The organism is Anaeromyxobacter sp. SG64, assembly GCF_022690745.1.
GTDB lineage: Bacteria > Myxococcota > Myxococcia > Myxococcales > Anaeromyxobacteraceae > Anaeromyxobacter > Anaeromyxobacter soli.
The window spans coordinates 1-12,286 of record NZ_JALCZB010000116.1 but is presented as its reverse complement, the minus strand read 5'-3'; the positions used below and the strand labels follow the sequence as shown (position 1 = coordinate 12,286).

Annotated in this window: 14 protein-coding genes and 1 pseudogene; 11 read left to right on the top strand and 4 right to left on the bottom strand. The window is 73.7% G+C overall.

From position 1 onward, the window contains the following. From MNZ29_RS21575 to MNZ29_RS21560, 4 genes and pseudogenes are all read left to right on the top strand, one after another. A pseudogene (locus MNZ29_RS21575) lies at positions 1 to 663 on the top strand (PBS lyase); the annotation flags it as partial. Positions 664 to 672: 9 nt separating this feature from the next. Then, positions 673 to 1,623 carry a ParA family protein gene (locus MNZ29_RS21570; RefSeq protein WP_242340724.1) on the top strand — a complete coding sequence of 317 codons (951 nt, stop codon included), beginning with the start codon at positions 673 to 675 and terminating at the stop codon, positions 1,621 to 1,623. A 2-nt stretch (positions 1,624 to 1,625) separates the two neighbouring features. Beyond that, the gene (locus tag MNZ29_RS21565) at positions 1,626 to 2,675 is read left to right on the top strand and encodes a hypothetical protein (RefSeq protein WP_242356671.1); all 1,050 of its coding nucleotides are present in this window, start codon (positions 1,626 to 1,628) and stop codon (positions 2,673 to 2,675) included. Positions 2,676 to 2,934: 259 nt separating this feature from the next. Then, positions 2,935 to 3,126, top strand: coding sequence for a hypothetical protein (locus MNZ29_RS21560; protein WP_242356670.1), 192 nt, complete (start codon positions 2,935 to 2,937; stop codon positions 3,124 to 3,126). A gap of 33 nt (positions 3,127 to 3,159) precedes the next feature. On the opposite strand, the gene sthA is transcribed toward MNZ29_RS21560, so the two are convergent. After that, a complete protein-coding gene (gene sthA, locus MNZ29_RS21555; RefSeq protein WP_242356668.1) occupies positions 3,160 to 4,608 on the bottom strand; it encodes a Si-specific NAD(P)(+) transhydrogenase in 1,449 nt (482 codons plus the stop codon). Between the two features lie 54 nt (positions 4,609 to 4,662). Here sthA and dapC point away from each other — a divergent pair, with 54 nt between their 5' ends. From dapC to radC, 6 genes are all read left to right on the top strand, one after another. After that, a complete protein-coding gene (dapC, locus tag MNZ29_RS21550) occupies positions 4,663 to 5,814 on the top strand; it encodes a succinyldiaminopimelate transaminase (RefSeq protein ID WP_242356666.1) in 1,152 nt (383 codons plus the stop codon). Beyond that, the gene (locus tag MNZ29_RS21545) at positions 5,811 to 6,635 is read left to right on the top strand and encodes a 2,3,4,5-tetrahydropyridine-2,6-dicarboxylate N-succinyltransferase (protein ID WP_242340729.1); all 825 of its coding nucleotides are present in this window, start codon (positions 5,811 to 5,813) and stop codon (positions 6,633 to 6,635) included. The genes dapC and MNZ29_RS21545 overlap by 4 nt, the downstream gene beginning before the upstream one ends. Next, a complete protein-coding gene (gene dapE, locus MNZ29_RS21540) occupies positions 6,632 to 7,735 on the top strand; it encodes a succinyl-diaminopimelate desuccinylase (protein WP_242356664.1) in 1,104 nt (367 codons plus the stop codon). Before MNZ29_RS21545 ends, dapE begins: the two co-directional genes overlap by 4 nt. Before the next feature lie 54 nt (positions 7,736 to 7,789). Next, complete coding sequence (locus MNZ29_RS21535; RefSeq protein ID WP_242340731.1) at positions 7,790 to 8,410, top strand: hypothetical protein; 621 nt, start codon at positions 7,790 to 7,792, stop codon at positions 8,408 to 8,410. A gap of 104 nt (positions 8,411 to 8,514) precedes the next feature. Beyond that, positions 8,515 to 9,150, top strand: a complete 636-nt coding sequence (locus tag MNZ29_RS21530) for a YceI family protein (RefSeq protein ID WP_242340732.1) — start codon at positions 8,515 to 8,517, stop codon at positions 9,148 to 9,150. 225 nt (positions 9,151 to 9,375) lie between these two features. Next, positions 9,376 to 10,062: a DNA repair protein RadC gene (gene radC / locus MNZ29_RS21525; protein WP_242340733.1), complete on the top strand. Its 687-nt coding sequence runs from the start codon at positions 9,376 to 9,378 to the stop codon at positions 10,060 to 10,062. 66 nt (positions 10,063 to 10,128) lie between these two features. Here the strand turns inward: radC and MNZ29_RS21520 are convergent, their stop codons facing one another. Beyond that, positions 10,129 to 10,854 carry an NAD(P)-dependent oxidoreductase gene (locus MNZ29_RS21520; RefSeq protein ID WP_242340734.1) on the bottom strand — a complete coding sequence of 242 codons (726 nt, stop codon included), beginning with the start codon at positions 10,852 to 10,854 and terminating at the stop codon, positions 10,129 to 10,131. A gap of 41 nt (positions 10,855 to 10,895) precedes the next feature. Beyond that, positions 10,896 to 11,450: an Rrf2 family transcriptional regulator gene (locus MNZ29_RS21515; protein WP_242340735.1), complete on the bottom strand. Its 555-nt coding sequence runs from the start codon at positions 11,448 to 11,450 to the stop codon at positions 10,896 to 10,898. 296 nt (positions 11,451 to 11,746) lie between these two features. On the opposite strand from MNZ29_RS21515, the gene MNZ29_RS21510 reads away from it, so the two are divergent. After that, a complete protein-coding gene (locus MNZ29_RS21510) occupies positions 11,747 to 11,950 on the top strand; it encodes a ChaB family protein (RefSeq protein WP_242356662.1) in 204 nt (67 codons plus the stop codon). Between the two features lie 31 nt (positions 11,951 to 11,981). Here MNZ29_RS21510 and MNZ29_RS21505 read toward each other — a convergent pair. Next, positions 11,982 to 12,286 (bottom strand): hypothetical protein (locus MNZ29_RS21505; RefSeq protein WP_374110849.1); only part of this gene is annotated, 305 nt, incomplete at its 5' end.

Genomic DNA, 12,286 nt, shown 5'->3' with positions numbered 1-12,286 from the left:
CAGGGCGCGCTCGCGCGGGGGCTCGAGCACCCCGACGCGTCCGTGCGCCGCGCCGCCGCGACCGCGCTCGGCCGGCTCGCCGGGGAGAAGGTGGATGCCGATGCGCCCGCCTCGGCGCGGCGCGCCACCTCGCGCAGGATCGCGGAGAAGCTCGCGGCGATGGGAGGGGAGGAGCTCCGCGCGGCCGTCCTCGCGTCGCTGCCCTCCACGGCGCCGAGCGTCGTGACCGAGACCCGGCTCACGACCCCGGCACGAGCAGTGAGCCCGACCGCGACCCGGCCCGCGGCCCCAACCGCGACCGCGACCGCAGCTCGGCCCACGGCCCAGACCGCCGCGACCCGGCCGGGGACCCCGACCGCCCGGCCCTCCGTCGTGGGCCCCGCTCGCCCTGCGGTTGCGGTGCAGGTGGCCTCGCCGGCGGCGCTCCTCGCGCGCGCCGCAATCGCCGTCGCCACCCTCGAGGACGGCGACGCCGCGCCCGCCGCGAGCGGCGACCTCGGCGCCGCGATCGTCTCGGAGGTCCGCGCCTCGCTCCGCGGCTGCACCGCCGCCGATCTGGCGCGCATGCTCGAGGCCGAGCCTGCCCGCATCGACACCGCCCTCGCCGCCCTCGCGGCTCGCGGAACCCTCGTCCAGCGCGGTGCGCGCTGGTTCATGTGCTAGGGGAACGGAATGGAGAACGTCCGCTACACCGCGAAGCGCCTCGCCGAGATCGTCGGCGTGACCGCGAAGCAGGTCGAAGGCGCGCTCGGGAAGAGGGACGGGTTCGCCCCCGATGACCTCCCCGTGCTGCGCGAGAAGCTGCGCCGCCCGGCCGAGCCGTTCCCGCCGCGCATCCAGCTCTTCCTCAACTTCAAGGGCGGGACGGGCAAGACCAGCCTCTCGTCGTCTTACGCCTACCGGCTCGCGGAGCGCGGCTACCGCGTGCTCATGATCGACCTCGACAGCCAGGGGCACGCGACGAAGTGCCTCGGCAAGGAGGGCGGGAGCTTCGCCCACACGCTGCAGGACGTGATCATCCGCAGGCGACCGCTCGACGAGGTCACCGTCTCGACGGGGATGCCGAACCTCTCGCTCGTCCCGGCGAACCTCACCATGAGCACCATCGACCTCGCGCTCATGCCGCTCGCCGGCCGCGAGTTCCGGCTGCGGAACGCGCTCCAGGGCGTCGCGGGCAAGTACGACTTCGTGGTGCTCGACGCGCCGCCCTCGTTCGGGCTCCTCAACCTGAACGCGCTCATGGCGGCCTCGGACCTCGTCATCCCGGTCCTCGCCGACTTCCTCTCCTACGACGGGCTCCGGCTCCTGTTCGAGACCATCCAGGGGCTCGAGCAGGACCTCTCGCACCAGCTCGAGAACATCTTCATCGTCGTGAACGCCTACAACCAGACGTTCAAGATCGCGCGCGAGGCGCTCGGCGCCCTCCGCCAGCACTACTCGGACTACCTGCTCGACTCCGTCGTCCGCCAGTGCACCAAGTTCGCCCAGGCGTCCTCCGAGGGCTGCCCGATCTTCGGGTACGACCCGGACTCGAAGGGCGCGACCGACATCGAGGCGGTCCAGAACGAGATCCTCGGGCGCATCCGCGCGGGCCTCGCCGAGGCGGGCGCGGCAGGAGCGTAGCCATGCGCAAGGCCTTCGACGCCAACGTCCCGAAGCTGCGGCCCCGCCTCAAGAACGGCGCCGCCTCCGCCGCCGCGCCCGACGCGAACGCTGGCATCGCCGCGGCGGCCGAGGAGGCCGCGCAGGTGAGCGCGTCGATGGCGGCGACCGTGGCGGAGGAGACCGCGGAGGAGACCGCGAGCCCCGCGATGACGATGGAGGAGCCGGTCCAGGCGGAGCTGCCCGCCGCGATCCCGGCGCGAGCCGCGACCCGGTCCGCGCCGGCCCCCACTCCGGCGCCGGTGCCGGCGCCCGCGGTCGCTCCTCCGGAGCGTGGCGCTTCCGCCGTCGAAGCACGGGAGGGAGCCGTCGCGAGCCCCGCCTCGCCGGAGCCCGCGAACGACGTCCTCTCCCGCCGCGACCGCCTCGAGAAGATCAAGCGCCGCGTCGCCGAGGCCGCCCGGCCCACGCCGCGCGTCGATCCCGTCCCGGCCGATCCGGCCCGCGCCGCCGAGAGCGTGCTCGCGCTCGTCCGCGACCTCGAGGTCGAGCTCGTGCGGGCCCGGGAGCGCGAGGACGCGCTGCGGGCGGACCTCGGAGAGGCGCGCACCGAGCTCGGCCGCGCGGCGGGCGAGGCGCGCGTCTCCACCGAGCGGCTCGTCTCCGCGGAGGCGGAGCTCGCCGAGAAGCGCGGCGTGCTCACCGACCTCCTCGGCGAGATGACCGCGCTCGAGGAGGAGCGCGACGAGGCCCTCCGCCGGGCGCAGGCGATGGCCGCCCTCGACGAGGAGCGGGCGCGCCTGCTCGAGGAGGTCACGCGCAAGGCGGACGAGGAGGCCCGGCTCCGCGCCGAGCGCGAGGAGGAGGTCGAGCGGCTCTCCGAGGAGCTCCGCGCCGGCTCCACCGAGAGCGCGCGCCTCCGCAGCGCAGTCGGTGAGCTCGCGCGCGAGCGGGATCAGCTCGCCGGCGAGCTCGATCGGCTGCGCCGCGAGCGGGACGAGCTCTCCGCAGCGAAGCGCGCGCTCGAGCAGGTGCACGCGGCGCTCGCGCAGGCGCGGGCGCGGCTCGGGTAGCTCCTTCGCCTCCGGTGAGGTGGGCCCCCAGGCGCCCGTGTGTCCCGCGCGCCGAGATCCACCCGCATCCCGCGCGGAGTCCCTGCGCTCGCTTCACGGTATGTGCGTCCACTTCGTCGCGGATCGCGACGCCATGCCGCGCCTCGCGGGTCGCGGCGCCGGCGCGATCGAGCGCTAGAATCCGCCCGGCATCGAGGACGGGCGCGCAGCGTCGGCGCCCGCCCGCGGCCGGGGGAAGGAAGAGATGGCCTGCGCTCGCGTGTCGGGATGTCCGCTCTACAAGGCCTTCGCGATGAAGTCGTCGCTCCGCGTCTGGCAGTCGTACTACTGCGACGGCGACTTCAAGCGCTGCGAGCGGCTCCGCCGCTCGACGGCCGGTGAGCCCGTGCCGCCGAACATGCTCCCCAACGGAAGGCTGCTCGACATCCCGATCGACCAGATCGAGGACTGACTCCCGGCGAAGGGGCCGCGCCGGCTCGAGCCGCTACGGCACCTGCGACCGCGACGACGTCGGCCGCTCGAACGGCCAGACGTTCCCCTCGCGCCGCTCGCGCATCCGGTCGAGCGCGTCGTAGGCGGCGTACTTGTAGGCCTCGCCGAGCGTCGGGTAGTTGAACACCGCCTCGATGAAGTACTGCAGGTCGCCCTTGTGGGACATCACCGCCGCGCCGGTGTGGACGAGCTCGGAGGCGTGCGGCCCGATGCAGTGGACGCCCAGGATGCGGCCGTTCTCGGCGTCGGCGATGAGCTTCACGAACCCGACCGCCTCGCCCACGAGGTTTGCGCGCGCGTTCTCGGCGAGGCTGGCGCGGCCGACGACGTAGGCGCGCCCCTGCTCCTTCAGCGTCTCCTCGGTCTCGCCCACCGACGAGAGCTCGGGGATGGTGTAGATGCCCATCGGCAGGATGTTGGACACGCGCTGCTTGAGGATGCCGCCGCAGGCGTGGCTCATGGCGACGCGCCCCTGTTCCATCGAGACCGAGGCGAGGCCGGGGAACCCGATCACGTCGCCCGCCGCGTAGATGTGCGGCACGGAGGTCTGGAACTGGGCGTTCACCTTGAGGAGCCCGCGCTCGGTCGCCTGGAGCCCCGCCGCCGGGAGGTTCAGCGCCTCGACGTTGCCGACGCGGCCCGAGGCGACGAGCACCTTCTGCGCGACGATGCGGCCCCCGTCCTCGAGGGTGACGAGCACGTCCTTCTGGCCCGGCTCGATCTTCGCGGCCCGCGTCTGCTGGTGGAGGTCGATGCCGCTCGACCGGAACACCTCCTCGAGCGCGTGCGACATCTCCGCGTCGAGCCAGGAGAGCAGCCGGTCCTTCGAGTCCACGAGCTTCACGTTCACGCCGAGCGCGGCGAACAGCGACGCGTACTCGCAGCCGGCGACGCCGCCGCCCAGCACCGCGAGGGAGCGCGGCACGCGATCGAGGAGCAGGATCGAGTCGGAGTCGTAGACGTGCGCGTTGTCGATCGGGTACTGCGGCGGGTGGAAGGGGCGGGTGCCGGGGGCGAGCAGGATGACGTCCGCCTGGAGCTCCTGCGTGCCGCCGTCCGGGACCGAGACCCGGATCGTGTGCGGGTCGACGAAGCTCGCCACGCCGCGGAACTGCTCCACGCCCGCGTGGTTCAGGGCGTTGCGGATGCGGGAGTGCTCGCGGCCGGTGACGAGGCCGCGGCGGCCCATGAGCTCGGGGATGGTGACCGTGCCCGAGACGCGGAGCTCGATGCCGTGGGCGTCGCGGCTGCGCGCCTGCTGGATGGCGAGCGCCGTCTCGCGCAGCGCCTTGGAGGGGATGGTGCCGGTGTTGGCGGAGGCGCCGCCGGGGACCGCCTCCTTCTCGATGAGGGCGACCTTCTTGCCGCTGAACGAGGCCTGGATGGCGCCGTTCTCGCCTGCGGGACCCGAGCCGATGACCACCACGTCGTAGCGCAGCATGCGGCCCGCTTATAATGCAGCCTCCCCGGGAGTTCGATATTGTTAGCGGCTCCCGTGCAGAACGCCCCGAAGAACCCCGCCCTCGGCGCCGTCCGCAAGAACCTGATGGTCGAGCTGGACGAGCGGCGACGCGCCCTCACCCGGGCCGGGAAGCGCCTGTTCGACTTCGGGCTCGGCGATCCGAAGGAGCCGACCCCGCCCTTCCTGCGCGAGGCGCTCCGCGCCGCCGTCCCCCAGGTGTCGCAGTACCCGAGCGCGTTCGGCACGCCCGCACTCCGCCGTGCCGCGGCCGGGTACCTCGCCCGCCGCTTCGGCGTCACGGTGGACCCCGAGGCGCAGGTGCTCGCCTGCGCCGGGGCGAAGGAGGCGATCTTCCACCTGCCCCTCGCGTTCGCCGGCGATCCGGCGCGCTGCAAGGTGGTGATGCCCGACCCGGGCTACCCCACCTACGAGGTCGGGGCGCGCTTCGCCGGGCTCGACCCGGTGAAGGTCCCGCTCACCGCGGCGCGCCGCTTCCTGCTCGAGCCCGAGGACGTCGGCGAGGCGGTGCTGCGCGAGACGCTCGTCTTCTGGATCTCCTACCCGCACAACCCCACCGGCGCGGTCGCCCCGCGCGACTACCTGCGCCGGGTGGGGGAGGCCGCTCGCCGTTTCGGCTTCGTGGTCGCCTCCGACGAGTGCTACGCCGACGTCTACTTCGGCGCGCCGCCGCCCTCGATGCTCGAGGAGCAGGTGGAGAACGTGGTCGCGATCCACTCCTGCTCGAAGCGGAGCGGGATGACCGGCTACCGCTCCGGCTTCCTCGCGGGCGACGCGGACCTCATCGCGGTGCTGCGCGCGCTCCGGAGCCACCCTGGCGTCGCCTCGCCCGAGTTCGTCGCCGCGGCGGCGACGGCGGCGTGGTCCGACGACGCGCACGCGGCGGAGCGGCGCGAGATCTTCCGCAGGAAGCGGGACCGGTTCCTGGCGTTCTTCGCCGAGCACGGCCTCCTGGCCGACGCGTCGGAGGCCACGCTCTACCTGTGGGTGCGCGTGCCCGGCGCGGAGACCGCCGCGTCGTACGCGCTGCGGCTCCTGGACGAGGGGATCGTGGTGGCGCCCGGGCCGGCGTTCGGCGCGGGGGAAGGGTACGTGCGGGTGGCGCTGGTGCCGACGCTCGAGGAGTGCGAGGAGGCCATCTTGGCCTGGCGGAAGGTGAGGGCATGAACGACTGGAACGAGATCGAGCGGCGCGTCACGGCAGCGTTCGGCGATCGGCAGAAGCTCGCCGATCCGCAGCACCGCGCGGCGGTCCTCGCGGCGCTGCAGGGCCTGGATCGCGGCGAGCTGCGCGTCGCCCAGAAGGTGGACGGCGAGTGGAAGGTGAACGCCTGGCTCATGCAGGCCGTGAACCTGTACTTCGGCATCACCGGGATGGAGACCCAGGAGTTCGGGCCCTTCCAGACGCGCGACAAGATCCCGCTGAAGCACGGCCTCGAGGAGGCGGGCGTCCGGCTCGTGCCGGGCGGCGTCGCGCGCTTCGGGTCGTTCCTCGAGCCGGGCGCGGTGCTCATGCCCGGCTTCGTGAACATCGGCGCGCGCGTCGGCGCGAACTCGATGGTGGACACCTGGGCCACCGTCGGCTCGTGCGCGCAGGTCGGCCAGAACGTGCACCTCGCCGGCGGCGTCGGCATCGGCGGCGTGCTCGAGCCGCCCGGAGCGCGGCCGAACATCATCGAGGACAACGCCTTCATCGGCAGCCGCTGCATCCTCGTGGAGGGCGTGCTGGTCGAGGAGGAGGCGGTGCTCGGCGCGAACGTCGTCATCACCGCGTCCACGCCGATCATCGACGTGACCGGCGCGCAGGAGGTGGTCTACAAGGGCCGCGTGCCGGCGCGCTCGGTGGTCATCCCGGGCACGCGCCCGAAGCAGTACCCCGCCGGCACCTACCAGATCCCCTGCGCGCTCATCGTGGGCCGGCGCAGCCCGTCCACCGATCGGAAGGTCTCGCTCAACCAGGCGCTCCGCGACTTCGAGGTCCAGGTGTGACGCTCCAAGGCGCACCCGGCGGTGCTCCCGTCGAGTCGCTCGCCCAGCGCACCGCCGCGCTGTGCGGGATGTTCTCGCCCATCGGCCACGAGCGCGCCCTCTGCGACGCGATCGAGGCCTGGGCGCGGGTGCGCTTCCCGCGCGTCGAGCGGGTGAAGGACTCGCTCGTCGTGCGGGTGGACGGCGACGCCGTCCCCGGGCGGCCTACGGTCGCGCTCTGCGGCCACCTCGACACCGTCCCGGTGCACGACGAGGACCGGCACCCGCCGCGCCGGGAGGGCGGCCGCCTCGTCGCGCCGGGCGCCTCCGACATGAAGGGCGGCGTCGCGGTGACGATGGAGCTCGCCGAGCGGCTCCCGCGCCTGGCGCGCTTCTGCGACCTCGTCCTCGTGCTCTACGCGCGCGAGGAGGGGCCGTACCTCGAGAACGAGCTCGAGGACGTGCTGCGCGCGCCCGGCCTCCTCGGCGGGGTGGACCTCGCGCTCTGCCTCGAGCCGACCGACAACGTGCTCCAGCTCGGCTGCGTCGGCTCGATCCACGCGACCGTCACGTTCCGCGGCCGCGCCGCGCACTCGGCCCGCCCCTGGCACGGCGAGAACGCCGTCCACCGTGCGGGGGCGCTCCTCGCCGAGCTCCACGGGCGCGCGCCGCGCGAGGCCACGAGCGGCGGCCTCGTGTTCCGCGAGGTGCTCTCCGCGACGCGCATCGAGGGCGGCCACGCGCGCAACGTGGTCCCCGACCGCTGCACGCTGAACCTCAACTTCCGCTTCGCCCCCGATCGCACCCTCGACGACGCCGCCGCAGAGCTCACCGCGCTCGCCGGGCGCCACGGCGCCGAGGTCGAGCTGACCGATCTGTCGCCAGCCTGCCCCGCCTACGCGGAGCACCCGATCGTGCGTCGCCTCCTCGAGCGGACCGGGATCGGCGTGGAGCCCAAGCAGGCCTGGACCGACGTGGCGCGCCTCGCGGTCCACGGCATCCCCGCGGCGAACCTCGGGCCGGGGGCCACGAGCCAGGCGCACCAGCGCGGGGAGTGGGTGGAGCTCGAGGCCCTCGCGCGCGGGTACGAGCTCTACGAGCGGTTCCTCACCGCAGGGTGAACGGCTCACCCGGGACGCAACCCCGGCGCCGCGCGGGGCTATGATCGCCCTCGCGTGCTCGCTCCCCTGACCCTCGCGCTCGCGCTCGCCGCTGCCGACGCCGCCAGTGAAGGGGCCGTTCCGGCGCCGGCTCCGGCCTCCACCGGGACCGAGTTCGCCCCGGTTTCCTCGTTTTCCTCCCACGCCGCCTCGGCGCTCTCCCCCGGCCGCCTCGGCCTCGCGCGGACGAGCGCCCAGGACGAGTACGGGTGGGAAGGCGGGGCCGAGGACGACGAGGGCGGGCCGCGCCTGTTCCTCACCGCCTGGGGCGGCGAGGCGTTCGATCTCGGCAGCGGCGACAAGCACTCCGGCTCGGCGTTCGGCGGCGAGGTCTCCTACGCGTTCGGCTTCGGCGACCTCGGGCTGTGGGGCTCCGCCTACAAGATCCGGAACGGCGGCCAGGACTGGGCACCCGTCGCGCTCCTGCGGTTCACGAATCGCTTCCAGACGCGGCGCGGGCTCGAGGCGGCGTTCACGTTCGGTGCCGGAGCGGGACGGCCGTCCGACTGGCGCGTCTGGTTCCAGGTGGCGCTCGGGCTGCGCCTCGACCTCGGGCCCATGTTCCTCGCGGGCGAGCTGTCATTCGAGCAGGACCAGCTCCTGCGCCTCTCCGGCGGCCTCGGCGTGAAGCTCTAGTCGGTCGTCCCCGACCGGGCCGCCGATGGCGGTTGAACCGGAGGGGAGGGGCGTTACATCGACGCGAGGTCGATCTCGCCGATGAACGCAAAGGAGCAGCGCCGATGAAGCACGTCCTCCTCGCCCTCGGGCTCGTCCCGGCCCTCGCCTTCGCGGCGCCGACGACCTGGAACGTCGATCCCGCCCACACCCAGACGAACTTCACCGTGCGCCACCTGGCGATCTCGAACGTGCGCGGCGAGTTCCAGAGCACGACGGGCGTCGTGAAGCTCGACGAGAAGGATCCGGCGAGGTCCTCCGTCGAGGCCACCATCGACGCGAACACCATCAACACCCGGGAGGACAAGCGGGACGCCCACCTGCGCTCGCCGGACTTCCTCGACGTCGCGAAGTACCCGAGCATCACCTTCAGGTCCACGAAGGTCCGGAAGGCCGGCAAGGTCTACGAGGTCACGGGCGACCTCACGATGCACGGCGTGACGAGGCCGGTGGTGCTCGAGGTGAGCGACCTCACGCCCGCGATGAAGGATCCCATGGGGATGGACCGCCGGGGCGTCCGCGCGACGACGAAGCTGAGCCGCAAGGCCTTCGGCCTCGAGTGGAACAAGATGGTCGAGGCGACGCCCGTCGTCGGCGACGAGATCCGGATCGAGATCGACGCGGAGCTGGTGAAGCAGCCGGCGGAGGGCGCGAAGGAGGCGGAGGCGACCCCGCAGCCTGCGCCGGCGAAGGTGGACTGATCGCGCTGCCCGCCGCCGGCCGCCGGACGCGGCTCGACGGGCGAGGCACCCCTCCGGACCGCACGTGACGGCGCCCCGGTCCTCGCGTCCACGAGCCCGAGCGCTCGTGTCCGGGAGGGTAGGCCGCCTCCCGCACGCTCCGTCCGCGCCGCGCCCCTCCCCCTGAACGTCCGGTCACTCCAGAGCGCGATACCTGCCGGCACGTCGGTTGCTCCGGGCGCGCGCATGCCGTCCCTCGCCTCCGACGCGCTCGTTCCGAGCCAAGATCGCCCTCGCGACCGGCTACTCGCCGACGGTCCGCGCGCGCTCTCCGACGCCGACCTCGTCGCGCTCCTCCTCGGCGGCGGCACCTCGCGGCACTCCGCCCGCGCCGCGGCGCTCGCGCTCGTAGAGGCGGTGCCGCTCGCCGAGCTCGCCTGGGCGCCCCCGGACGCGATCGCCAGCGCGCCGGGCGTCGGCCTCGCCCGCGCCGCCGCCCTCGCCGCCGCGTTCGAGCTCGGCCGACGCGCCGCGTGGGCGCCGCCCCGGCGCGGGGAGCGCTGCCTCGATCCCCGCCGCGTCGCGGAGCTCCTTCGCCACGCGGCGCACGCCGAGCGGGAGGGGTTCCACGTGGTCCTGCTCGACGTGCGCGGCCGGCTCCTGCGCGCGGTCCAGGTCGCGGAGGGCTCGCTCGCGCAGTGCCCGGTGTCCCCGCGCGACGCGCTCCGGCCGGCGGTGCGGGAGGGCGCTCACGGGATCGTGTTCGTGCACAATCACCCGAGCGGCGACCCCTCCCCGAGCCCGGACGACGCGGACCTCACCGAGCGCCTGCGGGCCGCGGCCGAGCTCGTGGGCGTGCTCGCGCGCGATCACGTGATCGTCGCGGCGGGCGGCTACTACAGCTTCGTCGAGGCGGGGCGCTGGAGACGTTGACGAGCGGAGGACGGAGAATGCGAGAGCTCGTCGCTGTCAGCACACGGACGCGGCGCGCCGCGTCCGCTATGCCATCCGAAAGCCCGGGTCCCATCCGAGGACGCGGAGGGCCTTTTCGATGTGGACGTAGCCGTCCGCCTCGGCGACGTTGTAGACGCCCGGCTGCGCTCTCGTGATCGCGAGCTGGGCGGCCTTCGCGGCGGCGTCCACATGCACCGGCCCCGCGGGGCTGGGCGCATCGAAGCCCGTTCCGGGCCCGTAGAACTTCCCGTAGCGCAGGACGACGCCTTCCAGCGGCGCCTCCAGCACCTGCCGCTCGAGGCTGAGGACGCCGGTCACCGTCCCGCCGTACAAAGGGTGCGTCTCCGGCAGGAGCGGATCCTCCTCGCGGTGCGGCGTGGGGCCCTCGGCGTAGATGAACCCGATGCTCTGGGCGACGAGCTTCCGGGCGCCGGCGCTTACGGCGGCGGCGACGAGGTTGCGCGTGCCCTCGTCCCGCAGGCGCGCGTTGCGCGCGAGGGCGTCGTTCATCCTGCTCGTCTCGAGCGCGTACGGCAGGTCCGTGAGCTGGTGGATGACGACCTCGGGCCGGGCGTCAGCCACGATCTCCCGGAGCGCGACGGCGTCGAAGACGTCCACGACCACCGGCTCGACGCCCATCGCGCGCAGGAGCGGCGTCTTGTCGGCGGATCGTGTGGTGCCCACCACCCGCCAGCCGTCCGCCACGAGGAGGGGCGCGAGGCGCCGGCCGATCGCGCCGGACGCTCCCGCGAGAAAGATGCACTTGTTCATCGAGGCTCTCCTTGTCTACGTTCACTCAGGGAAGATCGAGCTCAGGACTGCCGGGGCTTGGCTGCCCGGCGCCGGCCACTCTCGGCCGCTGTCCGCCCGATCCTGCGCTTCTGGAACCATGCCTCGGCGTCCCGGAGGAACGGCTCCGGCGCCTTTCGCTCGAACTCGTGGCTCAGGTCCGCGATCGTCTTGGAGGCGAGGAAGCCCTGGAGCGCGCCCTCCGCCTCCCTCATGAACAGGTGGATGCGGCACATCCCGGAGACGCTCCAGGCCGGCGGCTCCGCGCCGAACAGCGCGCAATGGCGCCGGATCTCGGCGCACTCGAACAGCGTCCGGCTGGGATCCACGGCCTCGAGCACGTCCCGCACGGAGATCCGCGCCGGCGGGCGGGCGAGCACGAACCCGCCGCGCACGCCCTCGGTCGCCTCGACGAGGCCGGCTTTCTGGAGCCGCGTGAAGAGCTTCGCGAGGAAACGCTCCGGCAGATCCTGGAAGCGCGCGAGATCACGCACGCTGACCGGCTCCGAGCGCGCCGCGAGGACGAGCAGGGAGTGCAGCGCGTACTCGGCACCGGCTCCGTAGAGGGAAGATTTCAACTAGCACCTCACAGGTCGCAGTAATAGCGTCGTCAGCGCGTGCCCGTCAAGGCGTCGTCGCGGCGGCCAGCTACTGAGCTTCGTCGAGGCGGTGGAGGCGGTAGCACGGGCACGCCGCGCTCGGGGCAACCCGAAGGCTTGCGCGGCCGGCGCGCTCGGGAGCGCCGCCTCGACTGGCAATCCGGAGAGCCCGCAGCGCGCCGTAGACTGGCGAGGGCGGCGGCAGGGCACTCCCGCCCGGTGGCCGCCCCCAGGCGAGTGCGACGCGCGGGCGAGGCGTCGAGAGGCGGCGGTCCATGCCTTACGCGGCGAACGAGGACCTTCCACAATCCGTGCGGGCGCACCTCCCGCCCCATGCGCAGGACATCTACCGCGAGGCGTTCAACCACGCGTGGGAGGAATACGGCGGGGACGAGGCGACCGCGCACCGCGTCGCCTGGGGGGCGGTGAAGCGGCTCTACGTGAAGCAAGGCAGCGAGTGGGTGCCGAAGGGCCTCTAGGGGCCGCCGGGACGGCCCTCGGGGAGCGCCGTCAGCGCTTCCGCGCCGGCCTGGAGACCGCGGCGGGGATCTTCTTCGAGCCGCCGCTCGCGACCCGCTTCAGCGCCGGCGAGGGATCGTTCATCGCGACCTGCTTGCCGTCGAACGCCGCGATGCGCTTCGCCTCGGCGGCGTCCTTGGCGTCGAGGCCGGCCTTCAGCGCGCGCACCGCGAAAGGCTTCGCGGCGGCGCCGTCTCCGCTGGCCTGCGCGGCGCGGGCGGCGGCGAGGAGCGCCCGCGCGTCCCGCGGAGCGCTCGCCACGGCGCGCTCGGCGGCGCGGCGCGCCTCGGCGGGCT

Coding starts and splice junctions, on each gene's coding strand:
- MNZ29_RS21570 (WP_242340724.1), top strand. CDS start 673: ATGGAGAACGTCCGCTACACCGCGAAGCGCCTCGCCGAGATCGTCGGC.
- MNZ29_RS21565 (WP_242356671.1), top strand. CDS start 1,626: ATGCGCAAGGCCTTCGACGCCAACGTCCCGAAGCTGCGGCCCCGCCTC.
- sthA (WP_242356668.1), bottom strand. CDS start 4,608: ATGCTGCGCTACGACGTGGTGGTCATCGGCTCGGGTCCCGCAGGCGAG.
- MNZ29_RS21545 (WP_242340729.1), top strand. CDS start 5,811: ATGAACGACTGGAACGAGATCGAGCGGCGCGTCACGGCAGCGTTCGGC.
- MNZ29_RS21530 (WP_242340732.1), top strand. CDS start 8,515: ATGAAGCACGTCCTCCTCGCCCTCGGGCTCGTCCCGGCCCTCGCCTTC.
- radC (WP_242340733.1), top strand. CDS start 9,376: ATGCCGTCCCTCGCCTCCGACGCGCTCGTTCCGAGCCAAGATCGCCCT.
- MNZ29_RS21520 (WP_242340734.1), bottom strand. CDS start 10,854: ATGAACAAGTGCATCTTTCTCGCGGGAGCGTCCGGCGCGATCGGCCGG.
- MNZ29_RS21510 (WP_242356662.1), top strand. CDS start 11,747: ATGCCTTACGCGGCGAACGAGGACCTTCCACAATCCGTGCGGGCGCAC.